The following is a 24,456-nucleotide window of genomic DNA, read 5'->3' as shown; positions in this document are numbered from 1 at the left end:
GCTCAATGGTCTCCGCGTGGTCACGGCCTGCCCGGCCTGCACGGCCTGACAGGGAACTCGTGGAGACGCAGGAAAGACTTGGCCCACCGCTGCCGGCGCGGCCGCCACCTACCGGCCGCGGTCCCGCCGTCGCTCTCAAGGTGAGCAGGCGGTTGTTGGGGTGGGGGAGGCGGCCGCGTGAAGAAGTGCGCACCTTCGAATTCCACCGCAGCGGGTCCGGCGACACCGTGAACATGATCGGCGGAGCGAACAGCCGAGGCATCGTCAAACGCGGGCAGCTGTCCTCCGTCGGCCAGGCGATCGAGGGACTGCGGAGCCAACCCCGGCAGGTGCGCGAGGAGTTCGGTCCGGGGGCCGCGCGGTCCGTCGGCGACAACCGTCCGGTCGTCGCCGACGGCACGCGCATCCCGGCGGAGCGCCGCGCGCGGTCCGCGCGGCCCGCCCTGCCTCCTCGTACCGGCCGAGCTCGCCATCTCGGGCGTCGTCGCGGCCCTCGGGGCGGCGGCCGCCCCGCTGACGGACCCGATCGACGGAGTACGGTCGCTGCTCGGCGGGCAGCGGCGCCGCCCTCAGCCCGCCAGCCCCAGCTCCCGTGCGATCAGCATCCGTTGCACCTCGCTCGTGCCCTCGCCGATCTCCAGGATCTTGGAGTCGCGCCACATGCGGGCGACCGGGTACTCGTTCATGAAGCCGTAGCCGCCGTGGATCTGGGTGGCCTCACGGGCGTTGTCGACGGCGATCGTCGACGAGTACAGCTTCGCCAGCGCCGCCTCCTTCTTGAAGGGCTCCCCGGCCACCAGGCGGGAGGCCGCGTCGCGCCAGGCCAGGCGGGCGGTGTGGGCCCGCATCTCCATGTCCGCGATCTTGAACTGGATGGCCTGGTTGGCACCGATCGGCCGGCCGAAGGCGTGACGCTCCTTCGCGTACTTCACCGACTCGTCGACGCAGCCCTGGGCGAGGCCGGTGGCGAGCGCCGCGATGGCGATGCGGCCCTCGTCGAGGATGCGCAGGAACTGGGCGTAGCCGCGGCCCTCCTCACCCAGCAGGTTGGCCGCCGGGACCCGGACGTCCGAGAACGACAGCTCGCGGGTGTCGGAGGCGTTCCAGCCGACCTTCGAGTAGGGCGCCGCGACCGTGAAACCGGGGGTGCCGGACGGGACGATGATCGCGGAGATCAGCGGCCTGCCGTCCGGCTTGCGGCCCGTCACCGCCGTGACCGTGACCAGGCCGGTGATGTCGGTGCCCGAGTTGGTGATGAAGCACTTGCCGCCGTTGATCACCCACTCGTTCGTCGTCTCGTCGAGGCGGGCCGTCGTACGGGTCGCGCCCGCGTCCGAGCCGCCGTCGGGCTCCGTCAGACCGAAAGCGCCCAGGATCTCGCCGGAGCACAGGCGGGGGAGCCACTCGCGCTTCTGCTCCGGCGTGCCGAACAGGTGGACCGGCATGGCGCCCAGCGAGACACCCGCCTCCAGGGTGATCGCCACGGACGAGTCGACGCGCGCCAGCTCCTCCAGCGCGATGCCGAGGGCGAGGTAGTCGCCGCCCATGCCGCCGTACTCCTCCGGGAACGGCAGGCCGAACAGGCCCATGCGGCCCATCTCGCGGACGATCTCGTACGGGAACTCGTGCCGCTCGTAGAAGTCGCCGATCTTCGGCGCGACGACGTCGTGCGCGAACTCCTCGACCGTGCGGCGGAGTTCTTCGAGTTCGGGGGAGAGACGGTGGTCCATCACTGCTCCTTGAGGTCCTCGTCGGCCTTGTGGGCCAGGGCTCGGACGGTTCGGGACGGGCTGGGCCGGCCCAGCCGGCCGGCCATCCACGCGCTGGTGGCGACGAGACGGCCGAGGTCGACCCCGGTGTCGATACCGAGGCCGTGAAGCATCCACACGAGGTCCTCGGTGGCGAGGTTTCCGGTGGCGGACTTGGCGAACGGGCAGCCACCCAGGCCGCCCGCGGAGGCGTCGACGGTGGTGACGCCCCGCTGGAGCGCGGCCAGGGTGTTGGCGAGGGCCTGGCCGTAGGTGTCGTGGAAGTGCACGCCCAGCGCGCCCACGGGGATGCGCTCCTCGTCGAGCGCGGTGAGCAGGGCGACGACATGACCCGGGGTCGCCACCCCGATCGTGTCGCCCAGGCTCAGTTCGTCGCAGCCCATGTCGAGCAGCGCCCGGCACACCCGGACGACCTGCGGCACCGGGACCGCGCCCTCCCAGGGGTCGCCGAAGCACATGGAGAGGTAGCCGCGCACATGCACGCCGTCGGCCTTGGCCCGCTCCACCACCGGGGCGAACATGGCCAGCGCCTCGTCCACCGTGCGGTTGAGGTTGGCCTTGGCGAACGACTCGGTGGCGCTGGCGAACACGGCGACCCGGCGCGCGCCGAGCGCCAGCGCCCGGTCCAGCCCGCGCTCGTTCGGCACGAGCACCGGCAGCTCCACCGGCAGGTCGGCCACCATGGGGAACAGCTGCTCGGCGTCGGCGAGTTGGGGCACCCACGCGGGGTGGACGAAGCTGGTCGCCTCGATCGTCGTCAGCCCCGCCCCGGCGAGCCGGCGCACGAACTCCGCCTTCACCTCGGTCGGCACCGTCGACGGCTCGTTCTGCAGGCCGTCGCGCGCGCCCACCTCGTGGATCCTGACCCGCTCGGGCAGGCCGGGCGCCGGCACGGTCATCGGAAGCCCTCGCACGGTCATCCCTCCTCCCCGTGCGGCGCGATCACGGCCAGCACCTGGTCCATGGCGACGGTCGCGCCCGGGGTGACGTCCAGTTCGGCGACCGTGCCGGCGTGCGGGGCGGAGATGACGTGCTCCATCTTCATCGCCTCCACCACCAGCAGGCTCTGACCCGCGGTCACCTCGTCGCCGACGGCGACCTTCACCACCGTCACCGTCCCCGGCATGGGCGCGGTCAGCGAGTCGGCGCCGGAGTGCGCGGCCCCGGTCAGGGACGCGGCGACCGGATCGTGGTCCCGCACCTGCCAGGCGTCGCCGTCGCGGCCCAGCCAGTCGCCCGCCCGGTGGAAGGTGTGCCGGACACCGTCGAGGGTGACGTGGACCCGGTCGCCGGTGACGGTGTGGGCGCCGCGCATCCGGTGGGTGACGGGTTCGCGTCCCGGCGCGCGCAGGGGGAAGGCGACCGGCCGGTGCGTCCCGCCCAGCCGCCAGCCGCTCGGCACGGAGAAGGGATCCGTCCACCCCTGCCCGCTCGGCTTCAGCGCCTCCAGCCGAACGGCGGCGGCGGCCTCGTAGACCTCCTCCGGTACGTCGGCCGGGACCAGCTCGTCCACCACCCGCTCGACCAGGCCGGTGTCCAGCTCGCCCGCCACGACCGCCGGATGGGCCAGCAGCCGGCGCAGGAACCCGGCGTTGGTCTGCACGCCCAGCGTGACCGTCTCCGCGAGGGCGGCCCGCAGCTTCCTGAGCGCCGTCGCCCGGTCGGGGCCGTACGCGATCACCTTGGACAGCATCGGGTCGTACAGGCTGCCCACCTCGGTGCCCTCGTCGAGCCCGGAGTCGGTGCGGACGCCGTCGCCCTGCGGTTCGTGCAGCCGCAGCACGGTGCCGCCCGACGGGAGGAAGCCCCGCGCCGGGTCCTCCGCGCACAGCCGCGCCTCGACCGCGTGGCCGGTCAGCCGGACGTCGTCCTGCCCGAAGGACAGCGGCTCCCCGGCCGCCACCCGCAGCTGCCACTCCACCAGGTCCAGCCCCGTGACCAGCTCGGTGACCGGGTGCTCCACCTGGAGCCGGGTGTTCATCTCCATGAAGTGGTACGACGTCGGATCCCCGCCGGGGACGATGAACTCCACCGTGCCCGCGCCCCGGTACCCGCAGGAACGGGCCGCCTGCACGGCCGCCTCGCCCATCGCGGCCCGCGTGGCCTCGTCGAGGAGCACGCTGGGCGCCTCCTCGATGATCTTCTGGTGCCGGCGCTGCAGGGAGCACTCGCGCTCGCCCAGGTGGACCACGTGCCCGTGGCCGTCGGCGAGGACCTGGATCTCGATGTGCCGGGGCCGGTCGATCCACCGCTCGACGAGGAGCGTGTCGTCGCCGAAGGAGGCGCGGGCCTCACGGCGGGCGGCGGCGATCTCGTCCTCCAGTACGGCGGGGTCGCGCACCAGCCGCATGCCCTTGCCGCCACCGCCGGCACTCGGCTTCAGCAGCACCGGCACACCGATCCGACGGGCCGCCTCGACGAGCTGGGCGTCGGTGAGCCCGCTGCCGCTGGACCCGGGCACGACGGGCACGCCCGCCGCCCGCACGGTCTCCTTCGCCCGGATCTTGTCGCCCATCAGGGAGATCGCCTCCGCCGGCGGCCCGATGAAGACGAGCCCCGCGTCGGCGCACGCGCGCGCGAAGCCCGCGTTCTCCGCCAGGAAGCCGTACCCGGGGTGGACGGCCTGGGCGCCGGTGCGGGCGGCGGCCTCCAGCAGCCGCTCCACGGACAGATAGCTCTCGGCGGCCGGCGCCGGACCGAGCCGTACGGCGGTGTCGGCCTCGCGGACGTGCCGGGCGTCGGCGTCCGCGTCCGAGAAGACGGCCACCGAGCGCACGCCCAGCGACCGCAGGGTGCGGATGACGCGTACGGCGATCTCGCCCCGGTTGGCCACGAGCACGGTGTCGAACACGGTTCCCCTCCTCACATCCGGAAGACGCCGAACTGGGGGTCACCCAGTGGCGCGTGGGCACAGGCGGTCAGGGCCAGGCCGAGCACCTGGCGCGTGTCCAGCGGATCGATGACGCCGTCGTCCCAGAGGCGGGCGGTGGCGTAGTAGGCGTTGCCCTGACGCTCGTACTGCGCCCGGATCGGGTCCTTGAACGCCTCTTCCTCCTCCAGCGGCCACTCCTGGCCGCGCGCCTCCAGCTGGTCGCGCTTGACGGTGGCGAGGACGGAGGCGGCCTGCTCGCCGCCCATCACGGAGATCTTGGCGTTCGGCCACATCCACAGGAAGCGGGGGGAGTAGGCGCGGCCGCACATGGAGTAGTTCCCGGCGCCGTACGACCCGCCCACGACGACCGTCAGCTTCGGCACGCGCGTGCAGGCCACGGCGGTCACCATCTTGGCGCCGTGCTTGGCGATGCCGCCGGCCTCGTAGTCCCGGCCGACCATGAACCCGGAGATGTTCTGCAGGAACACCAGCGGGATCCCGCGCTGGTCGCACAGCTCGATGAAGTGCGCGCCCTTCTGGGCGGACTCGGAGAACAGGATGCCGTTGTTGGCGACGATCCCGACCGGGTGCCCGTGGATCCGGGCGAAGCCGGTGACGAGGGTCTGCCCGAACTCGGCCTTGAACTCGGCGAACCGGGACCCGTCGACCACGCGCGCGATGATCTCCCGTACGTCGTAGGGGGTACGGGAGTCGACCGGGACGGCGCCGTAGAGGCCGTAGGGGTCGACCTTGGGCTCGACGGCGGGCCGCACCTCCCAGGGGAGCGCCGGGCGGGCAGGAAGGGTGGACACGATGGTCCGCACGATCCGCAGCGCGTGCGCGTCGTCCTCGGCGAGATGGTCGGTGACACCCGACACGCGCGCGTGGACCTCACCGCCGCCGAGCTCCTCGGCGGTGACGACCTCACCGGTGGCGGCCTTCACGAGCGGGGGCCCGCCGAGGAAGATCGTCCCCTGGTCGCGGACGATGACGGCCTCGTCGCTCATGGCCGGGACGTACGCCCCGCCCGCCGTGCAGGAGCCGAGCACGGCGGCGATCTGCGGGATCCCGGCGCCCGACATCCGGGCCTGGTTGTAGAAGATCCGCCCGAAGTGCTCACGGTCGGGGAAGACCTCGTCCTGCATGGGCAGGAAGGCGCCGCCGGAGTCGACGAGGTACAGGCAGGGCAGCCGGTTCTCGAGCGCGACCTCCTGGGCCCGCAGGTGCTTCTTCACCGTCATCGGGTAGTACGTCCCGCCCTTGACGGTGGCGTCATTGGCGACGACGACGCACTCCCGCCCGCTCACCCGCCCGATCCCGGCGATGACCCCGGCGGCCGGGGCCTGCCCCTCGTACATCCCGTCGGCGGCGAGGGGCGCCAGCTCGAGGAACGGGGAGCCGGGGTCGAGGAGGGTGTCGACCCGGTCGCGGGGCAGCAGCTTCCCACGCGCGGTGTGCCGCGCCCGTGCCTTCTCGCCGCCTCCCAGCCGGGCGGCGGCGAGCTTGGCGCGCAGCTCCTCGACGAGTGCGAGGTGGGCTTGTTCATTGGCCCGCCAGGCCTCCGACGCGGGGTCCGCCGCGCTCGTCAGCTCCGGTGCCTCTTCCATCCTTGCGGTCCCCTCACCCAGTGATCGACTGTTAATGAGCGTTAACCATTTCCTTCAGGTTAACGACCGCTAACCTCCCTGTCTAGAATTGCTTCCATGGCCACGAGAACCGACGCCCCCACCCGCCGCGAGCAGATCCTCAAGGAGGCCGCGCGGCTCTTCGCCGAGCGCGGGTTCCACGGCGTCGGGGTGGACGAGATAGGCGCCGCCGTCGGCATCAGCGGCCCCGGTCTCTACCGGCACTTCCCCGGCAAGGACGCGATGCTCGCCGAACTGCTGGTCGGGATCAGCGGCCAGCTGCTCAACGGCGCGCGGCGCCGTCTGCAGGAGGCCGACGGCGTCGGCCCCGAGGCGGTCCTCGACTCCCTCATCGAGGGCCACATCGACTTCGCGATCGACGACCGCCCCCTCATCACCCTGCACGACCGCGAGCTGGACCGCCTCCGCGACAGCGACCGCAAGCTGGTGCGGCAGCTGCAGCGGCAGTACGTGGAGCTGTGGGTCGGGGTGGTCCGTGAGGTGTACCCCGAGCTGACCGAACCGACGGCGCGGTCGGCGGTCCACTCGGTGTTCGGACTGCTGAACTCGACCCCCCATCTGGGGAGGGCGGGTTCCCTCCCGGGCCGCGGTGCCACGGCGGCCCTCCTGCACCGAATGGCCCGCGGGGCGTTCGGCTCGGCGGGCGAGCGGTAGGCCTGCGGGTTCGGTCCCACCGGCACCGTCCGTGACCCCGGGCGGGGGTGGTTGTCCCACCCGCACCGCCCGTGGCCGCTTTGTCAGGTGGGTCGGGGGCGGCCGAAGAGGAGGTCATACCCTGCCGGGAGCTGGAGCAGGACCTGGTTGAGGAGGTCGTCCCCGGCAGCGTCCGCGACTGTGCTGAGGACGGCGCCGACGTCCCAGGCCGCGGTCTGCTCGGTGGCCCCCTCGATCCAGGCCGCCGTCGCCCGCACGAACCGTTCCGGCGGCAGCGGCTCGGCGCTCTGCAGCGGGTTGAGCAGGATCAGGGCGAAGCCTTCGGGCAGACGCGCCGCCAGCCGGGCGCGTACCTCGCCGACCAGATGCGCGCCCAGCAAGGCGAGGACCACGCGCGCCGCGCGTTCTGCTTCCTGCTCACTCTCGTACTCGCCGCGTTCCTTCACGTGGTCGAGGAACGCTTCGCGTCGCAGGGTCACGTCGGCCGCCACCACCCTTCTTCGGCTTCTTCGCTTTGGTGGGGGCGCAGCCGACGAGGGGGAGATCAGGTGCCCGTCCTCCGCCGCCGGTCGGCCCCTGCCGCTCGTCTCCGTCTCACCGGCCGGGAACCCACCGGACCGGACCCGCACGCAGCGGCGGCTCGGGACGGACGTCCCCGAGCACCACGACGTGAGCCCACGCGGGCCGCGCGGGCACGGTGCGGGCGGCCTCCCGATCGGACGCCGGCAGCGTGTGCTCGTGGCGCTGGTCGTAGGCCGCCCGCAGGACCGGGTCGCGCAGCGTCTCGTACGCCGCCCGTACCTCACCGAACCGTGCGGCGGTGGCCGCGTCCACGCGGGTGTCGGGGCGCAGTTCCCGCACCCGGGCGCGGAAGGCCGAGGTGATCATCTCGGCCGTCGCCGAGGGCTGCAACCCCAGCACCGCGTACAGGTCCCCTCCCGGCTCCCGCGTCGGCACGTCCGGCCACCTCCTCGGCCAGGGTGAGCTGCGGTTTCCCATCCGGCTTGCCTACGTTCCCGAAATAGGACGTGAGTCTTGCCTTGTCAAGTCCTGGAGGCGTACAGGGGATGTGTCCGCGGTACTCCGGTCCTGCGGAAAGCGGTGCCGTGGACGAAGGAGTCGGACGAAGGGATCGGGGCCGCCGACCGCGGGCGGCCCGCGCAGGCACTGAGAGGCAGCGAACGAGACGGACAGGAGGTGAGTGCAGTGATCACCGAGCTCGCCGTCGAGCGTGTGGAGTTCACTTGCGGCTCGTGCTGGCACAGCTGGAGCGTCGACTACGACGTGCAGCGCTACCGGGACGAGACCGGGGACGAGTGGGAGGTCTTCTACCGCGACAACACCGCTGTTCCCGACCCCTACACGCCGCAGGGCGCGCCGTCCTGCGAGCACTGCGGCCGCCGCTGGGTCGGGCGCCTGGTGGCGCGTCGGCCCGTGCCGTTGTCCGGTGACGGTGAGGCGCCCCGCAGCCGTGTCCCGGCCGAGGGCGGCCATCGTCCCGAGCGGCACACCGCGCCGATGCTGCGCGCCGCCGGTCACCCGCAGCCGCCATCCGGCGCACGAGCCTCCCGGCCGTCCACGGAGCCCTCCGGGTGATCCGCACCGGTGCGCGCCGCCTTCAGGGGCGTGCGCGCACTGTGTGCCAGGACGATGCCGCGCGCCGACCGAGTGCGGCCCGCGGCACCACGGCGCTGCGGGCATCCGCGTAGGAAGGCGGACATCACTCGTGCCTGGCCAGTGTGAGCTGCGGCATTGCCGGTCCGAACGGACGGCTTCCATGATGAGCGGACCAGTCACGTCAAGGAAAGCGGCTCCTCATGGGTGATCATGTGCATGTGCGGCTCAGCCAGGGGATGAGTGTGTCGGACGAAGGGGAACTGATCGAGCACTCACGCTGCCGGTGCGGGGCTACCTTCACCAGGGTGTTCGACGCCGACGGCGGGGAGCCGGAGCGCCCGTCCCGCTCGTGACTCGCGCCCGGCGCCGCAACTGACACCCTTCCCCCGGGCACCGCACTCCACCGCGGAGCCACCCTCGGCACGGCCACAGGACGCCGACGGATCGACAACAGGCCCCGGGCTGATGCCCGAGGCCTGAAGGGGCGGTGTCGCTGTGGCGTCAGCTGCCCAGTTCCTTGCGGTCGCTGCCGCCACTGATGGCGATCTTGCGCGGCTTGGCCTGTTCGGCGACCGGGATCCGCAGCCTCAGCACACCGGCCTCGTAGGAGGCTTCGATCTTCTCGGTGTCGAGGGTCTCGCCGAGGAACAGCTGCCGGCTGAACGTCCCCGCAGGCCGCTCGGTGATCACCGTGTCACTGTTCTCGCCGTACGCCGGCTTGCGTTCGGCCTTCACGGTCAGGACGTTGCGCTCGACGTCGAGGTCGATGGACTCCGGGTTCACGCCCGGCAGGTCCAGCTCCACGAGGAACGTCTCACCTTCACGCCAGGCGTCCATCGGCATGCCCGCCGGGTGCGCGGCAGTGCCCCAGACCCGATCGACGAGCCGGTCGAGCTCGCGGAAGGGATCCGTACGCAGCAGCATCTGTCATCCCTCCTGGATGTCGTTCCCGCATCCTTCGCTGTCCTCTGATATATCACCGCGCCGGAAAGTTGACAATTAAAGGCTCAACTTTTTGCCAGCCGAGACCGGTCGCCGCCGCGTGTGCCGCAGCTCGTGCCGCCTCCGCGTGGCGGGCCCAGCTTCAGGCATCCGTCAGGAGGGCTCAGGCGCCATGCCGCGGGTTCGGGGCGGCCGAGCGCCCGGACCGCCCGCCGCGGCCGGAGAGGTCGACCCATCGAATGCTCACCGCGGCGCCACAGGAGTTGAGTTGTTCAGTGTCAACTTCCTGCAGTCGCTACTTGTCAGTGATTCTCCGGTCGGCTATTACGGATAGGCGGTACTCGATCGTCGGGCCGCAGTCACTGCGACCTGCCTCAGGAAGGGAGAAAACCGGACATGCTCGCGCGTACGGGCGTTCTGGGCGACCTCGACCGGCTCACGCATCAGCTCACGCGTGCCGACGCCTCGGGCGGCACCGTCATCCCGGCGGATGCCTGGCGCGACGACGAAGCGCTGTACCTGCAGTTCGATCTGCCCGGCATGGACCGCTCCGCCATCGAGCTGACCACGGAGCATCACACGCTGATCCTGACCGCCGAGCGGCCCTCCCCGATCCCGGCCGACGCCCGTCCCGTACTGACCGAGCGGCCCACCGGCCGGTTCACCCGCCGCCTGACCCTGTCCGACGCCCTGGACACGGCCGCCGCGGAGGCGGCCTACGACAACGGCGTCCTCACCCTCCGCATCCCGCTGGCCCCCCACGCCAAGCCCCGAAAGATCGCCATCTCCGGCGGAGCGCCCAGGCAGCTGACCGCCTGAGAGCCGCCTGCCCGTCCGTCCCGTCGCATCGAAGGAGGCTGAAACCGTGGGCGCCCTGCTGTGGCTGCTCATCCCCCTCACCGCCGGCATCGCCGTCGGCGTCCGGGCCTGGGACACCGGACGCCGCAACCCCAGCCCGCCCGACCACGACACCTGGGAAGACCTCGACCGCTACCAGCGGCTGCGGACCGTCCTGAGCGCCGACGAGCACTGCGAGGCGGTATGAGCGAGGTGGTCTGCGGATCCCCCAACTGGTGCGTCCGCCGGGGCCGGCGGCGCCGGTCCGCAGGGGAGGGCGGTGCCGGCCGTCCTGCCGCTGTCCCGTCCGGATACGGGCCCACAGCGTGAGAACAGCTGACCGGACTCCCCTTTTGTCCGGAGCTCTTGGAGCCCCGGACAAAAGGGGAGCGCGAGCCGGGCGCCCCTTTCGTTCGGAGCTCCAAGCGGCCGGGGCGGCGACGACGGTTCCCCCACGAGCCTCGTGCACCGACCTGCTCGCCACCCGGAGACCCCCGCCCCGACCGCAGGGCACGTCCTCACCGAACGAACAGCTCCACGGCGTGGACCGCGTGATGCGAAGGGCCGTCTGACGGCCCCTCCGACGGCAGGCTGACCGAGAACGACCTCTGGTGAGAGGCCGGCGTCAGCCGGGCCACGACGCACCGTGCGGCCCCGTCCGCGCGGAGTGGGAGAACCGCGCCCGACCGAAGGACCGTCAGTACCAGGGTCGGCGGGGACGGGTGAGGCTCGCGGAGGGTGCCTCGGGGCCGCGTGAGGCCCATGCCCCGAGAGGTGCGGGGGAGGAGCCCCGCGGGACCGGGGGCGGAGCCCCGGGGTGGGACTTCTCGGCCGAGCGAGTCGGGCGGGGCGGGGGTGGCAAAGCCCCGCCCCACCCCGCCCCGCCCGGCGTCAGCGTCAGCGTCAGCGTCAGCGTCAGCGTCAGCGTCAGCGTCAGCGTGACGAGCGTTACCACTCGCCCACCCTGGACGCACCTCGTACTCGCCGGTACGGTGCTGTGAGCAAGCGCTTAGACAGGCCGAGGTACGTGGAGGTGGGCGGCGTGCGCCGTACGGTGTTCAACGAGGATCACGAGGCGTTCCGGGAGACCCTTCGCGCCTTCATCGAGGCCGAGGTCGTCCCCGTCTACGACGAGTGGTTCGCAGCCGGCCAGGCGCCGCGCGAGTTCTACTACAAGCTCGGCGAGCTGGGCATCTTCGGCATCAACGTGCCGGAGGAGTACGGCGGCGCGGGCCTGGACAGCCACAAGTTCGAGGCCGTCCTCTACGAGGAGACCGCCCGGGCGGGCGTGCAGTTCGGCGGTTCCGGCGTGCACGTGCTGCTCGCCCTGCCGTACATCAAGATGCTGGCGACGGACGAGCAGAAGAAGCGCTACCTGCCGAAGTTCGTCACCGGCGAGGAGATGTGGGCCATCGCGATGACCGAGCCGGGCACCGGCTCCGACCTCGCGGGCATGAAGACCACCGCCAAGCTCTCCGAGGACGGCACGCACTACGTCCTCAACGGCGCCAAGACCTTCATCACCGGCGGCGTGCACGCCGACAAGGTCATCGTCTGCGCCCGGACCTCCGCCCCGACCGCCGAGGACCGCCGCTTCGGGATCTCCCTCTTCGCCGTGGACACCAAGTCCGAGGGCTACTCCATCGGCCGCAAGCTGGACAAGCTGGGTCTGCGCACCTCCGACACCGCCGAGCTGGCGTTCGTCGACGTCAAGGTGCCGGTCGAGGACCTGCTCGGCGAGGAGAACAAGGGCTTCTACTACCTCGGCCACAACCTGGCCTCCGAGCGCTGGGGCATCGCCTTCGGCGCCTACGCGCAGGCCAAGGCCGCCGTCCGGTTCGCCAAGCAGTACGTCCAGGAGCGCACCGTCTTCGGCAAGCCGGTCGCCCACTTCCAGAACACCAAGTTCGAGCTGGCCGCCTGCCAGGCCGAGGTGGACGCGGCCGAGGCCGTCGCCGACCGCGCGACGGAGGCCCTCGACGCCGGTGAGCTGACCCCCGCCGAGGCCGCCAGCGCCAAGCTGTTCTGCACCGAGGTCGCCCACCGCGTCATCGACCGCTGCCTCCAACTGCACGGCGGCTACGGCTACATGAACGAGTACCCGATCGCCCGCCTCTACGCGGACAACCGCGTCAACCGCATCTACGGCGGCACCAGCGAGATCATGAAGACGATCATCGCCAAGGACATGGGCCTGTAAGACCGCCGCAATCGCCGGTCGGTACAACAGTCCCATGAGCCAGGCACTCCACGATCTCCTCGATCTGCTCGACCTGGAGCAGATCGAGGAGAACATCTTCCGCGGCCAGTCCCGCTCCGCCGTCGTCCCGCGTGTCTTCGGCGGTCAGGTGGCGGCGCAGGCGCTGGTCGCCGCCGGGCGCACGGTCCCCGCGGACCGGCCCGCCCACTCCCTGCACGCGTACTTCCTGCGCACGGGAGACCCGGGCGCGCCCATCGTCTACAACGTCGAACGCATACGCGACGGGCGTTCGTTCACCACCCGCCGCGTGGTGGCGGTCCAGCACGGACGGCCGATCTTCGCCCTGTCGGCGTCCTTCCAGACGTACGAGGACGGGCTCGACCACCAGGCCGGGATGCCGCCCGCGCCCGACCCGGTGACCCTGCCCACCTCCGAGGAGCGCCTGCTCGGCTACGACCACCTGGACCGGGCCGTCGTCGAGCGGTTCCTGGAGGCCCGCCAGGCGATCGACCTGCGCTACGTCGACGAGCCGCCCTACGGGAAGTTCGGCGAGCCGCGCGAGCCGCGCTCGCAGGTGTGGTTCCGCACCAACGGCAAGCTCGCCGACGACCCGCTGCTGCACGTAGTCCTGGCCACCTACGTCTCCGATATGACGCTCCTGGACTCGATCCTCCTCGCGCACGGCCGCGGCGGCTGGGCGGTCGGGGACGTCGTCGGCGCCTCCCTCGACCACGCGATGTGGTTCCACCGCCCGTTCCGCGCCGACGAGTGGCTGCTGTACGACCAGGAGTCCCCGTCGGCGTACGGCGGCCGCGGCCTCGGTCAGGCCCGCATCTACACCCAGGACGGACGGCTCGCCGTCTCGGTGATCCAGGAGGGCGTCGTCCGGGTCCCCCGGTGACGGTCCGGCGCGGCACGTCTCCCGAGATGCCGGTGTGCCGGTGCGCGACTAGGCTCAATGAGTGAATGCCGCAGGCACGGCACGCCCGGCCGACCGGTTCCCGAACGCAGTGGACCAAGGCCCCAGGGATCGCCCGCGACAGTGGTGAGCGACCTGGAGGCGTCGGCGGTCGAGCCCGTGCTCCTTGAGAAGAACACGCGGTGACACTCAAAGACCCTGTCGCAACGCAGAGTTGCGGCTGCGGCCATCCATGCCCGCGCTCCCCCCGGGGACGCGGGAGACGATGGAGCGAAAGGTTATTTCCCATGCGAACTCAACGCGCGAGGCATCTCGCCGCGGTCTCGGCCGCCGGGCTGATGCTGGCCGGTGGCATCGCGGTCGGCACAGCGGGCACCGCTTCGGCGACCGACACCTCCCGGGACTACAGCCACAGTCAGTACTGCGACGACGACTCCTGGTGGGACGACTGCGACGACCACAACGGTCGTGGCGGCAACGGTGACCACGACGACCACGACGACGACAACGGTCGTGGCGGCAACGGTGACCACGACGACCACGACGACGACAACGGCCGTGGCGACTACGACGACCACGACGACGACAACGGCCGTGGTGGCAACGGCGACGACCACGACGACGACAACGGTCGTGGCGGCAACGGCGACCACGACAACGGCCACGACGGCAACGGTGGCAGGGACTGACAGGACACCGGCGACAACGCGATGTACGGCACCCGACGGGGCCGTACATCGCCTCGTCCCATCGCCTCGCCTCCGGGTGACGGGCAGTTAACCCGCCTACGCCAGGCCCGCCTCGGCCAGCAGGTACGCCGTCATCGGGTCGTAGTGGCGCGGGCTGACGACGTGGTCGTCGAGGGGCACCGTCACCTGGACCGTGCCCTCCGCCTCGGCGATGAACAGCGCCGGGTCGTTGCAGTCGGCGTAACCGACGGAGTCGACGCCGTGCTGGCCGGCGTAGCCCGCCCAGCCGTGGTCGGCGACCACCAGGTCGGGCAGCGGGCGGCCCGCGCGCTCCAGCGCCGTCAGGATCGCCTTCATCGGCTCGCCCGAATGGGTGTGCCAGAGGGTGGCGCCGTGCTCCAGCACCGCCACGTCCGCGAACTGCATGACGTACCCCTCGTCGGTCTGCAGCCCGTCCGGGATGACGACGATCTCGCAGCCGGCCGCGCGCAGGGCGGCGGCGGTGGCGCGGTGGACGTCGAGCAGACCGCCCGGATGGCCGGTGGCGAACAGCACCCGCTGCCGGTCCTCGGCCGCCTTGCGCAGCCGCCCCGCCAGCCGGTCCAGCGCGTCGACGGTCAGCTGGGGGTCGATGGTGTCCTGGCCGTACCGGTACTCCGGGTCGTCGTTGACACCGACCCGCTCCGCCATCACCGCGAGCACGTCCTGCTCGTCGGTCCAGCGGTCGCCGAGCTCCAGGCCGAGCCAGAAGTTGCGGACACCGTTCGCCAGCTGACGGTAGTGGGAGAGGTTGTTCTCGCGCGGCGTGGCGACGTCACCCGCGATGCGGGTCCTGACGAGGTGGTCGACGAGCTCGGCGCGGCTGGGTGTCCCGGGTATCGGCATGGTGTCCATTGTGAGGCAGCCGCCGGTGGGAGTCTGCGGTGTCCCGGACGCTGGGACGTGGGTCACCCGTCCCCGCCCGGGCCCCCGAACTCACCGTCGCCGCAGGGCGAACCACAGTTCCATTCGCACGTCGGGATCGTCCAGGTCCGTCTCCAGCAGGGCGGCGCAGCGCGCGATCCGCTGCCGCACGGTGTTGCGGTGGACACCCAGCGCCACCGCCGTACGGTCCCAGCCGCCGTGCAGCGACAGCCACGTGCGCAGGGTGTCGGCGAGGGCCGGGTTCTGCCCGAGCGGCGCGAGGACCGCACGGGAGTGGGCCTCGGCCTCGTCGGGCGGGAGGAGGTCGGCGAGCGCGGCACGGGCGCCGTGCCGGACGAGGGGCGCGCGGGTCGCCCGGGCCCGGGCCAGGGCGCGGGCCGCCTGGGTGTCGGCGGCCGGCCAGTCGGCGGGCCCCACGACCGCGCTGGCCCCCAGCGTCCACCCCGGCTGCGCGGCCGGTTCCCGGTCGGCGGGGACGAGGACCCGTACGACGCCTTCGCCCAGGTCGACCAGCGGTGACCCGAGGGCGGCGCCCAGCGCGGAGGCGGCCACGGCGTCCGGCGCCCCCCGTGCCTCCGGCCGCCCGTGCACCACCCGCCACCGTCCGCCGCCGAGCAGCGGGGCCACCGTCTCCGGCGCGGCCCCCAGCAGCAACCGTACGAGCGCCGAGGAGCGGGCCGCGCCGGTGCCGCTCCGGTGTTCGCCGGTGAGGAGGGAGAGCAGGACGGCGGCGACGGAGGCGATGGTGTGGTCCCCGGGCTCGCGCCGGGGCGCGGCCACCCCGAGCACGAAGCCGCGGCCCGCGCCGAGGGCGTAGGCGGCGAGGTGGGTGCCGGCGGGGGTGGTGTCGCTGGCGGTGACGGAGCCCCGGGTGGTGAGCACCCGGGCGAGTTCCGCCAGCGGCCCGTCCACCGGCTCGGCCGGCCCGCGCCCCGCCGCCGCGATCTGCGCGCCCTCCGGTCCGTACAGCACCGCCCGTCCGCCGGTCCGCTGGGCCAGCCGTCGCAGCACCGAGGGCACCGGGTCCGGGCGGGAGGCGGCGACGGCGAGGCTCTGCTGGGCCTCCGTCACCCGGCGCAGTTCGGCGTGCCGGGCCTGGGCCATGAGCTGCCAGACCGCGCGGGCCACGCCCGAGAAGGTGGTCTGCGGCGGCACCTCCAGGAGCGGCAGCTCGTACGCCTCGCAGGCGGCGACCAGGGCGCGCGGCACCGTGTCGTGGACGGGCGCGAGACCGAACCCGAGCGCCGCGCCGCCCGCCGCCACGATCCGCGCGACGTAGTCCTCGAAGTAGGTCCCCGACCCCGCCGCCTCCGGGATGTGCACCCCGGCCGTCAGCAGCAGCTCGCCGCCCAGCAGGTACGGGTACGGGTCGGCCATCTCCGAGGTGTGCGCCCCGTGGACGACCAGGCCGGGGTCGGACGGTCCGGCGATCTGGCGCAGCGCCAGGTCCTCGCGGGCCAGCAGCGCGGCGAGCGGGACCGGCGGGGTGGGCGGGACGGCGGGTTCCGGCACGGTGTGCGTTCCTTCCGTTCCGTACGGCTGCAGTGGATGAAACGTACACTTCGCAGCCGCTTTCCGGCAGCCTAGGGTCGGTCCCGGCCGACAGCCGCGGGGTGCGGGCGGACGGCCCCACGAGCCGCTGCCGATCACCCCCTGGTTCCGGCACGGCACGCCACCGGAAGTGCGTGAAGGAGGCCCCATGGCCGTCGGCCACACCGTGATCGTCGACCCGGCCGCCCGCGCCTCCCGGCGCGCCCGCCTCGCCGGGCAGACCCCCGAACTCGTGTCCGACCCCGTCCCGGCACCCCAGTAGAGTCGTACCCATCGGTACAGAGCAGTACATACGCGACGACGCGTAGGAAAGTAGGCAGTGCATGAGCAGCAACGAGACGCCCCGCGGCCCCGTCGACTCCTCGCGGATCCCGCGGTACGCCGGCCCCGCGACCTTCGCCCGGCTGCCCCGCCTCGACGAGGTCGGCCGCGCCGACGTCGCCGTCGTGGGCGTGCCGTTCGACTCGGGCGTCTCGTACCGGCCGGGCGCCCGCTTCGGCGGCAACGCGATCCGTGAGGCGTCCCGGCTGCTGCGGCCGTACAACCCCGCGCAGGACGCCTCCCCCTTCGCGCTGGCCCAGGTCGCGGACGGCGGCGACATAGCGGTGAACCCGTTCAACATCAACGAGGCCGTCGAGACGATCGAGGCGGCGGCGGACGACCTGCTGGGGACGGGCGCCCGTCTGATGACGCTCGGCGGCGACCACACCATCGCGCTGCCCCTGCTGCGCTCGGTGGCGAAGAAGCACGGCCCGGTCGCGCTGCTCCACTTCGACGCCCACCTCGACACCTGGGACACCTACTTCGGCGCGGAGTACACGCACGGCACGCCGTTCCGCCGCGCGGTGGAGGAGGGCATCCTCGACACCGAGGCGCTGTCCCACGTCGGCACCCGCGGCCCGCTGTACGGCAAGCAGGACCTGACGGACGACGAGAAGATGGGCTTCGGCATCGTCACGTCCGCGGACATCTACCGGCGCGGGGCCGACGAGGTCGCCGACCAGCTGCGGCAGCGCATCGGCGACCGCCCGCTCTACATCTCCATCGACATCGACTGCCTGGACCCCGCCCACGCGCCGGGCACTGGCACCCCGGAGGCCGGCGGCATGACCTCCCGCGAGCTGCTGGAGATCCTGCGCGGCCTGGCCTCCTGCAACCTGGTCTCCGCCGACGTCGTCGAGGTGGCCCCCGCGTACGATCACGCGGAGATCACGTCCGTGGCGGCGTCGCACACGGCGTACGAACTGACCACGATCATGTCCCGCCAGATCGCCGAGGCCCGCGAGGAGAACGACGGCAAGTGACCCACGACCACGACCTGGTACTCCGCCCCACCGTCGCGCAGACGGAGGCCGCCCTGAACCCTCCCCCCGGCCGCAACGGCGGGGACCTGGTCGTGGAGACCCTGGCCGGGCTCGGCGCGACCACCGTCTTCGGCCTGCCCGGCCAGCACGCCCTCGGCGTGTTCGACGCGCTGCGCCGCTCGGACCTGCGCTACGTCGGCCTGCGGGTGGAGAACAACGCGGGCTTCGCGGCGGACGCGTACGGCCGCGTCACGGGCGAGGCGGCGCCGCTGCTGCTGTCGACGGGCCCGGGAGCGCTGACGTCGCTCGCCGCGCTGCAGGAGGCGGCCGCGGCCAGCGCGCCGGTGCTGGCGATCAGCAGCCAGGTCCCGACCGCGGGCCTGGGCGGCGGCCGCCACGGCTACCTCCACGAACTGCCCGACCAGGCGGCCTCGTTCCGGGGCGTGGTCAAGTCGGTCCACACGGTCCGCACCCAGTCCCAGATCCCCTCCGCGCTCGCGGAGGCCTGGACGTCGGCGCTGACCGCCCCGCACGGCCCGGTGTGGGTGGAGATCCCCCAGGACGTGCTGCTCGCGCGGACGTCGATCCCGGTGGTCACGGCACCCGACGCGCTCCCGGAGGACCTGCCCCCGCGCCCCGAACTGACCGCCGTCGCCGCCGACCTGCTGTCCCACGCGTCCCGCCCGGCGATCATCGCGGGCGGGGGAGTGGTACGGGCGGACGCCTCCAAGAAGCTGCGCCGGCTGGCGGAGCTGCTCCAGGCCCCGGTGGTGACGACCTTCGGCGGCAAGGGCGCGTTCCCCTGGGAGCACCCGCTGTCCCTGCAGTCCTGGCTGGAGGACCGGCACACCACGGACTTCCTGGAGGACGCGGACGTCCTGCTGGTGGTCGGCTCCGGCCTCGGCGAACTCTCCTCCAACTACCACACGTTCAAGCCACGGGGCCGCGTCATCCAGATCGAGGCGGACCTCGGCAAGCTGGAGTCGAACCACCCCGCCCTCGGCATCCACGCCGACGCCCGCCTCGCGCTGCAGGCGCTGTTGGAGACGGTGGAACGGCGGGAGGACGAGACGGCGCCGGAGCGGGTACGGGACCTGCTCGCGCGCGTCCGCGCACGCATCGCCTCCCAGGAACTCACCCTGGAGCAGCATCTGTTGGCGTCGATCCGCAGGGCGCTCCCGGCCGACTCCCCGTCCTTCTGGGACATGACGATCCTGGCCTACTGGGCCTGGTCGGCCTTCGATCCGAAGGGCCCCAACCACATGCACTCCGCCCAGGGCGCCGGCGGCCTCGGCTACGGCTTCCCGGCGGCCCTGGGCGCGGCGGTCGCCGACCCGACCCGCCCGGTCCTGGCGGTCTCCGGCGACGGCGGAGCCCTCTACTCCGTCGCCGAACTGGCCACGGCCAGGCAGTACGGCCTCGACGTGACCTGGCTCATCGTCGACGACGGCGGCTACGGCATCCTCCGCGAGTACATGACCGACGCCTTCGGCCGGGCGACGGCGACGGAGCTGACCCGGCCGGACTTCGTGGCGCTGGCCGAGTCGTTCGGGGTCCCCGGGGTGCGGACGAGTCCGGAGACACTGGAGGCGGACCTGGCGAAGGCGCTGTCCGAGCCGGGCCCCTCGGTGGTCGTGCTCCCGGCGGTGCTGCGGATGTTCGCGCCCACGCATCTCGGGTGAGGGCCTGGGGCGCGGACGACGGGGTCTCGGCCCGAGGTGACAGGTGATCGTCGATACGGTCCCGGTATGTCCGGAGCAGCCGTGTCCCGTGACCCCGTTACCGCCTCCGACGTGGAGTCCGCCGTCCGGCCGGCGGTGACCGTCGTGCGGGATGCGCGGGCGGCGGACCGGGAGGTCAAGGCCGGTGCGCCGGAGTGGAGTCGCCGGGAGACCGTCGAGCACCTGCCCGACGACCTGTTCTCCTGCGCCGCCCGACCGGGCCCGCGCGTCCCGCCGTCGGGCAGGGAGGTGCCGTTCGTCCGGAGCCGGAGGAGGCGCCGGTACGGCGCCCCGGCGGCCGACGCCGGACGGTGGGCGGCGCCAGCAGGCCCGCCGGGCCTCCCCGGAGAGCCGGGAAGGCCCTGCGTGCCCGGCCGCTGTGCGAGGGGGCCGGTCGGACCGTCCCTACCAGATCGCCTCGACCCACTCCGGGTGGTCGATGAACGGGTTGCGGTTGTGCTGGTAGGTGTCGTAGATGACCTGGTTGCGGCGCTCCTCGAAGGCGTCCGGCGGGTCCTCGTCGTTCCAGGCCTTCAGGACCGACAGCCGGCCGTGGTACGGGACGCTGCTGTTGGTGACGAGGTCGTTGGGCTCCAGGTTCGGCCAGCCGTCGTCGCCCTCGTAGCGGACGGCCATGTACAGGATCATGCGGGCCACGTCACCCTTGACGGCGTCGCGCGGCTCGAAGGAGTTGGAGTCGGTGAGGCTGCCGCCGGAGTTGGTGAAGCTGCTGCCGCCGTTGTCGAAGTCCTTGTTGCCGCGGATGGAGTTGACCGTCACGTCCTCGGGGCGGATGTGGTGCAGGTCGGTGCCGGGGCCGGCCGAGGTGCCGAAGTCGCCGTGCGACTGGGCCCACACGTGCTCACGGTTCCAGTTGCCGGTGCTGCCCCCGTTGAGGGTCTTGCTGCGGGAGATGCCGGAGTAGAGCAGCTTGACGTTGCCGGTGTTGTTCGGGTCCTGGTCGGTGACCTTCAGCGCTTCCCAGAGAGCCGCGTAGGAGAGCTTCGTCTGGGGGCTGATGATCGTGTGCAGGGCCGACTTCAGGCTCGTACCCGTCTTGCCGACCGCGTTCTTGTAGTACGTCGAGTCGTACGCCGTCGTGGTCGCCGCGGCGGGGGTCGCGGTGAGGGCGGGAGCGGAGAGTCCGACCAGGACGGCAGCGGTGGTGAACGCCACCGACTTCCATCGGCGTATGCGTGTCGCCAGCATGTGGGGTCCCATCTACGCGGGTTGATTGGAGGCGGCACTCGGGAGAGTGACATGGACATGCGGCCATGGCAATGAATCAGACATGTCGATTGGGTGACGGGAACCGGCAAGTCGGATGTTGTCCACGCGAGTTGACCTCCGGCGGGGGAGGCCGGCGCACGGGAGCGGCCCCCGACCGGGTGGGTCGGGGGCCGCTCGGGTGGCTCGGTACCGCCGGGGTGGCCGGAGGCGCGCCGGTCAGCCGACGTCCGAGGCGTCCAGGCGGTAGACCGTCGACTGGCTGCTCCGGGAGCCGGAGTCACCGCTCGCACCCGACGCCGAACCCGACGCCGCATCCGAAGCCGTGCCGGACGTCGACGTGGAGCCGGACGACGAGCTGTAGTCGCTCTCCTTCACCGCCGTCCCGTTCTTCTGCACCCACTCCGTCACCTCGGAGCTGACGGTGGAGTCGCCGCCCATGCCCCCGCCCATGCCGCCCCCGCCGATCTGGACGTAGTGCAGCTCGCCCTTCTTCACCAGCTCCTTGAGCCTGGCCAGCGTCATCGCCTTGTCGCTGCCGGACCAGCCCCACATGGAGATGACCGGCTCGCCGCTGCTGAGGATGAGCTGCGCGGCACTCTGCGAACCGGACACCGCCAGCAGCCACGTGGCGCCGTCCTGGTGCTTCTTCAGGTACGCGATGAGCTCGCTGCTCGCGCCGCCCATGCCCTCGCCCATGCCCGTGCCACCACCGGCCCCGGAAGCCGTGCCGCCGCCGGGCGCGCCGGTACCGCCGCTCTCCCCGGTGCCGTCCGGTGCCTGCCCGCCCGGCAGTTCGCCGGTGCCGCCGCCCGGCACCATCCCGCCGCCGGGCGCCTCGCCGCCGCCCTGCGGGGTGCCGCCGGGGAAACCGCCCGCGGCCTCTCCGCCGGCCTGGCCCTCCCGCTGCTGCCCGCCGGGGAAGCCGCCGCGGGCGCCGCCACCGCCCCCGGGGCCGCCTCCGAAGCCGCCGTTCCCCGTGGTGGGCCCGGCCGTCGGGTTCGTCCCGCTCATGCCGCCGCCCGAGCCGGACGGCACCGACCAGGCGTACGCCGCCGGACCCGCCACCGCCGCGGCGACCGCCGCCGCCACGGAGGCGGCCAGCAGCCGCGCCCGGGCGCCGGAGCGGAAGAGGAACAGACCCACGATCGCCAGCGCCATCACGACCCCGATGGCCGGCCACAGCCAGGTGTTCCAGCCGGAGGCGCGGCGCAGCAGCACGATCGCCCAGACCGCGGTGACGCCGAGGGCGAGCGGCAGCACCCACGCCCACCGCTTGTCGGCGCGGAACGCGCGCAGCAGCATCACGCCGCCGCCCGCGCACAGGACCGCGATGCCCGGGGCGAGCGCGGTCGTGTAGTACGGGTGCATGGTGCCCTCGGCCATGCTGAAGGTCAGGTAGTGCAGGACCGTCCAGCCGCCCCACAGCACCAGCGTGGCGCGCGTGAGGTCGGTGCGCGGCGCGCGGCGGCCGCACAGCACCAGGCCGGCCACCAGGGCGATGCCCGCGAAGGGCAGCAGCCAGGAGATCTGGCCGCCGAGGACGTCGTTGAACATGCGGCCGATGCCGGCGGTCCCGGAGAAGCCGCCTCCGCCTCCGCCGCCCCCGCCGTTGCCCTCGCCGCCGAAGACCCGGCCGAGGCCGTTGTAGCCCATGATCAGGTTCCAGGCGGTGCCGTCGGCCGAACCGCCGATGTAGGGCCGCTCGGAGGCCGGCACCAGTGAGACCGCCGCCGCCCACCAGAAGCTGCTGATCGCCAGCACCACGCCCGCCAGCAGCAGGTTGACGATCCGCTTCACCAACCGGGGCCTCGCGGCGTACAGATAGACCGCGAAGACGGCGGGCAGCGGGATGTAGCCCTGGAGCATCTTGGTGTTGAAGGCGAGGCCGAAGCAGGCCGCCGAGCCCAGCAGCGGCAGCACCCCGCCGTCGCGCACCGCCCGCAGGGCCAGCGCCGCGCCGGCCGCCATCAGGAACACCAGCAGCGTGTCGGGGTTGTTGTCCCGGTTGATGGCCACGGTGATCGGGGTCAGGGCGAGGACCAGCGCGGCGACGGCCGCGGCGCCGTGGCCCCACACCCGCCGCACGGACGCGTGGACGATCCGGATCGTCGCGAGGGCCACCAGGATCATCGGCAGCATCATCTGCCAGGTCCCGAAGCCGAACACGCGACAGGACAGGCCCATCACCATCAGGGCGAGGGGCGGCTTGTCGACGGTCAGGAAGTTGCCCGCGTCCAGCGAGCCGAAGAACCACGCCTTCCAGCTCTGCGTGCCGCTCAGCACGGCGGCGCTGTAGAAGCTGTTGAGGCCGGAGCCGGAGAGGTTCCAGGAGTAGAGCACCGCCGCCAGGATCATGATCGCGATCAGCGCGGGGAGCGACCAGCGCGGGGCCCGGTCCGGCGGCGGGGCCGCCGAAGCCGTCGCCGGCGGCGGCCGGTCGGGGGACCCGGCGGGCGCGGCCGGCGCGCCGGCCGCGGCGGACACGGTCGTGTGGGGGAGGGGATCGGTGGCAGATGTCACCCTGCGCATGCTGTACGTCCGGTGTGGGTGGCCGCTGTGCCGAAGCTGGCCGTTGCCTGTGAAGACACCCGGGCCGCGGTCGCCGTCTTCGTACGCTCCCCCACAACGCCGGACGGTCGTACAACCTTTCACCCGAACTCGTGTGTCAACACGGCATGACTCACCGGACAGCAAGACGCCCGAGGAGAGTTCTCGCCACCATCCTCGGCGCCGGCATCCTCGTCACGGGCGTGGCCGCGGCCACCCCCGCCGCGGCCGCCACCCCGACCGTCAGCTGCACCTCCGCCAAGGCCGGCCTGGCCGCGAAGCTGAAGAAGGACATCACGGCCGCGCTCGCCAACCGCAAGGGCACCGTCGCCGTCGGCCTCTACGACCGCACCACCGACACCACCTGCACCCTGCGCCCGTCCACCGCCTACGACTCGGCCAGCGTCGTCAAGGTCACCGTCCTCGCCGCGCTGCTGTGGGACGCGCAGAAGACGAACCGGGCCCTGACGAGCCGGGAGAAGAGCCTCGCCACGGCCATGATCACCAAGTCGGACAACGCCTCCACCTCCACCCTGTGGAAGCAGCTCGGCACGACGAAGATCAAGGGCTTCCTCACCGCGGCCAGGATGACCCAGACCAAGCCGGGCGCGAACGGCTACTGGGGCCTGACCCAGATCACCGTCACCGACGAGCAGAAGCTGCTCAGGCTGCTCACCGCGAGGAACACGGTCCTCACCGACGGCTCGCGCTCCTACGTCCGCAAGCTGATGAGCCAGGTCGTCGCCTCCCAGCGCTGGGGCACCCCGTACGGCAGGCCCGCGACCGTCTCCTGGCACGTCAAGAACGGCTGGCTGTCGCGCGCCACGCACGGCTGGCGGGTGCACAGCGTCGGCACCTTCAAGGGCGGCGGCCACGACTACCACATCACCGTGCTCACCCACGGCAACAGCACCATGAACTACGGCGTCACGACCATCCAGGGCGTCGCCAAGGTCATCCACCGCGACCTCGCGGCCTCCTGAGCCCGCCCCACCGGTCGGCGATCTTCAACCGGCGTCCTACCGGCCGTCACC

General features: G+C 72.5%; 21 protein-coding genes. 10 read left to right on the top strand and 11 right to left on the bottom strand.

The genetic code is table 11. The features are described 5' to 3' along the window. Positions 1-569 precede the first annotated feature (569 nt). Genes ACIBBD_RS15660 through ACIBBD_RS15645 form a run of 4 tightly spaced genes read right to left on the bottom strand, consistent with a single transcriptional unit; the run spans position 570 to position 6,248 of the window. On the bottom strand, positions 570-1,730 hold the full coding sequence (locus ACIBBD_RS15660) for an acyl-CoA dehydrogenase family protein (protein ID WP_399419931.1): 1,161 nt from the start codon (positions 1,728-1,730) through the stop codon (positions 570-572). Further along, positions 1,730-2,689, bottom strand: a complete 960-nt coding sequence (locus ACIBBD_RS15655; protein WP_399419930.1) for a hydroxymethylglutaryl-CoA lyase — start codon at positions 2,687-2,689, stop codon at positions 1,730-1,732. The genes ACIBBD_RS15660 and ACIBBD_RS15655 overlap by 1 nt, the downstream gene beginning before the upstream one ends. Continuing rightward, entirely contained in the window at positions 2,686-4,620 is a 1,935-nt protein-coding gene (locus ACIBBD_RS15650; protein WP_399419929.1) for an acetyl/propionyl/methylcrotonyl-CoA carboxylase subunit alpha, read from the bottom strand. The genes ACIBBD_RS15655 and ACIBBD_RS15650 overlap by 4 nt, the downstream gene beginning before the upstream one ends. A gap of 11 nt (positions 4,621-4,631) precedes the next feature. After that, a complete protein-coding gene (locus ACIBBD_RS15645) occupies positions 4,632-6,248 on the bottom strand; it encodes a carboxyl transferase domain-containing protein (protein ID WP_399419928.1) in 1,617 nt (538 codons plus the stop codon). 96 nt (positions 6,249-6,344) lie between these two features. Between ACIBBD_RS15645 and ACIBBD_RS15640 the strand changes: the two genes are divergently transcribed. Beyond that, a complete protein-coding gene (locus tag ACIBBD_RS15640) occupies positions 6,345-6,941 on the top strand; it encodes a TetR/AcrR family transcriptional regulator (RefSeq protein ID WP_399419927.1) in 597 nt (198 codons plus the stop codon). Between the two features lie 83 nt (positions 6,942-7,024). Here ACIBBD_RS15640 and ACIBBD_RS15635 read toward each other — a convergent pair whose 3' ends face one another. Next, the gene (locus tag ACIBBD_RS15635; protein ID WP_399419926.1) at positions 7,025-7,420 is read right to left on the bottom strand and encodes a DUF2267 domain-containing protein; all 396 of its coding nucleotides are present in this window, start codon (positions 7,418-7,420) and stop codon (positions 7,025-7,027) included. A gap of 115 nt (positions 7,421-7,535) precedes the next feature. Beyond that, positions 7,536-7,898, bottom strand: coding sequence for a J domain-containing protein (locus tag ACIBBD_RS15630; RefSeq protein WP_399419925.1), 363 nt, complete (start codon positions 7,896-7,898; stop codon positions 7,536-7,538). A 240-nt stretch (positions 7,899-8,138) separates the two neighbouring features. On the opposite strand from ACIBBD_RS15630, the gene ACIBBD_RS15625 reads away from it, so the two are divergent. Then, on the top strand, positions 8,139-8,537 hold the full coding sequence (locus ACIBBD_RS15625; RefSeq protein WP_399419924.1) for a hypothetical protein: 399 nt from the start codon (positions 8,139-8,141) through the stop codon (positions 8,535-8,537). Positions 8,538-9,059: 522 nt separating this feature from the next. Here ACIBBD_RS15625 and ACIBBD_RS15620 read toward each other — a convergent pair. Next, positions 9,060-9,482 carry an Hsp20/alpha crystallin family protein gene (locus ACIBBD_RS15620; RefSeq protein WP_399419923.1) on the bottom strand — a complete coding sequence of 141 codons (423 nt, stop codon included), beginning with the start codon at positions 9,480-9,482 and terminating at the stop codon, positions 9,060-9,062. A gap of 414 nt (positions 9,483-9,896) precedes the next feature. Here ACIBBD_RS15620 and ACIBBD_RS15615 point away from each other — a divergent pair, with 414 nt between their 5' ends. From ACIBBD_RS15615 to ACIBBD_RS15595, 5 genes are all read left to right on the top strand, one after another. Further along, entirely contained in the window at positions 9,897-10,319 is a 423-nt protein-coding gene (locus ACIBBD_RS15615; RefSeq protein WP_399419922.1) for an Hsp20/alpha crystallin family protein, read from the top strand. Between the two features lie 46 nt (positions 10,320-10,365). Continuing rightward, the gene (locus ACIBBD_RS15610; RefSeq protein WP_399419921.1) at positions 10,366-10,545 is read left to right on the top strand and encodes a hypothetical protein; all 180 of its coding nucleotides are present in this window, start codon (positions 10,366-10,368) and stop codon (positions 10,543-10,545) included. Between the two features lie 834 nt (positions 10,546-11,379). Beyond that, complete coding sequence (locus ACIBBD_RS15605) at positions 11,380-12,537, top strand: acyl-CoA dehydrogenase family protein (RefSeq protein ID WP_399419920.1); 1,158 nt, start codon at positions 11,380-11,382, stop codon at positions 12,535-12,537. A gap of 34 nt (positions 12,538-12,571) precedes the next feature. Further along, positions 12,572-13,438, top strand: coding sequence for an acyl-CoA thioesterase (locus ACIBBD_RS15600; protein WP_399419919.1), 867 nt, complete (start codon positions 12,572-12,574; stop codon positions 13,436-13,438). Between the two features lie 305 nt (positions 13,439-13,743). Then, positions 13,744-14,145, top strand: coding sequence for a hypothetical protein (locus ACIBBD_RS15595; protein WP_399419918.1), 402 nt, complete (start codon positions 13,744-13,746; stop codon positions 14,143-14,145). 96 nt (positions 14,146-14,241) lie between these two features. Here the strand turns inward: ACIBBD_RS15595 and ACIBBD_RS15590 are convergent, their stop codons facing one another. Then, positions 14,242-15,030 carry a phosphatase gene (locus ACIBBD_RS15590; protein WP_399419917.1) on the bottom strand — a complete coding sequence of 263 codons (789 nt, stop codon included), beginning with the start codon at positions 15,028-15,030 and terminating at the stop codon, positions 14,242-14,244. 90 nt (positions 15,031-15,120) lie between these two features. Further along, the gene (locus ACIBBD_RS15585; RefSeq protein WP_399419916.1) at positions 15,121-16,581 is read right to left on the bottom strand and encodes a helix-turn-helix domain-containing protein; all 1,461 of its coding nucleotides are present in this window, start codon (positions 16,579-16,581) and stop codon (positions 15,121-15,123) included. A 362-nt stretch (positions 16,582-16,943) separates the two neighbouring features. Between ACIBBD_RS15585 and speB the strand changes: the two genes are divergently transcribed. Together speB and ACIBBD_RS15575 are read left to right on the top strand one after the other, a co-directional pair. After that, positions 16,944-17,924 (top strand): agmatinase, encoded by a 981-nt coding sequence (gene speB, locus ACIBBD_RS15580; RefSeq protein WP_399419915.1) that lies wholly within the window; start codon positions 16,944-16,946, stop codon positions 17,922-17,924. Then, positions 17,921-19,606, top strand: coding sequence for a thiamine pyrophosphate-binding protein (locus ACIBBD_RS15575; RefSeq protein ID WP_399419914.1), 1,686 nt, complete (start codon positions 17,921-17,923; stop codon positions 19,604-19,606). The genes speB and ACIBBD_RS15575 overlap by 4 nt, the downstream gene beginning before the upstream one ends. A 444-nt stretch (positions 19,607-20,050) precedes the next feature. On the opposite strand, the gene ACIBBD_RS15570 is transcribed toward ACIBBD_RS15575, so the two are convergent. Further along, complete coding sequence (locus tag ACIBBD_RS15570) at positions 20,051-20,854, bottom strand: endonuclease I family protein (protein ID WP_399419913.1); 804 nt, start codon at positions 20,852-20,854, stop codon at positions 20,051-20,053. A 237-nt stretch (positions 20,855-21,091) separates the two neighbouring features. After that, positions 21,092-23,395 carry an ArnT family glycosyltransferase gene (locus tag ACIBBD_RS15565; RefSeq protein WP_399419912.1) on the bottom strand — a complete coding sequence of 768 codons (2,304 nt, stop codon included), beginning with the start codon at positions 23,393-23,395 and terminating at the stop codon, positions 21,092-21,094. Between the two features lie 155 nt (positions 23,396-23,550). Between ACIBBD_RS15565 and ACIBBD_RS15560 the strand changes: the two genes are divergently transcribed. After that, entirely contained in the window at positions 23,551-24,405 is an 855-nt protein-coding gene (locus tag ACIBBD_RS15560) for a serine hydrolase (RefSeq protein WP_399419911.1), read from the top strand. Positions 24,406-24,456 lie beyond the last annotated feature (51 nt).

The organism is Streptomyces sp. NPDC051315, assembly GCF_044455165.1.
GTDB lineage: Bacteria > Actinomycetota > Actinomycetes > Streptomycetales > Streptomycetaceae > Streptomyces.
This window is presented reverse-complemented; position numbering and strand designations above follow the sequence as displayed.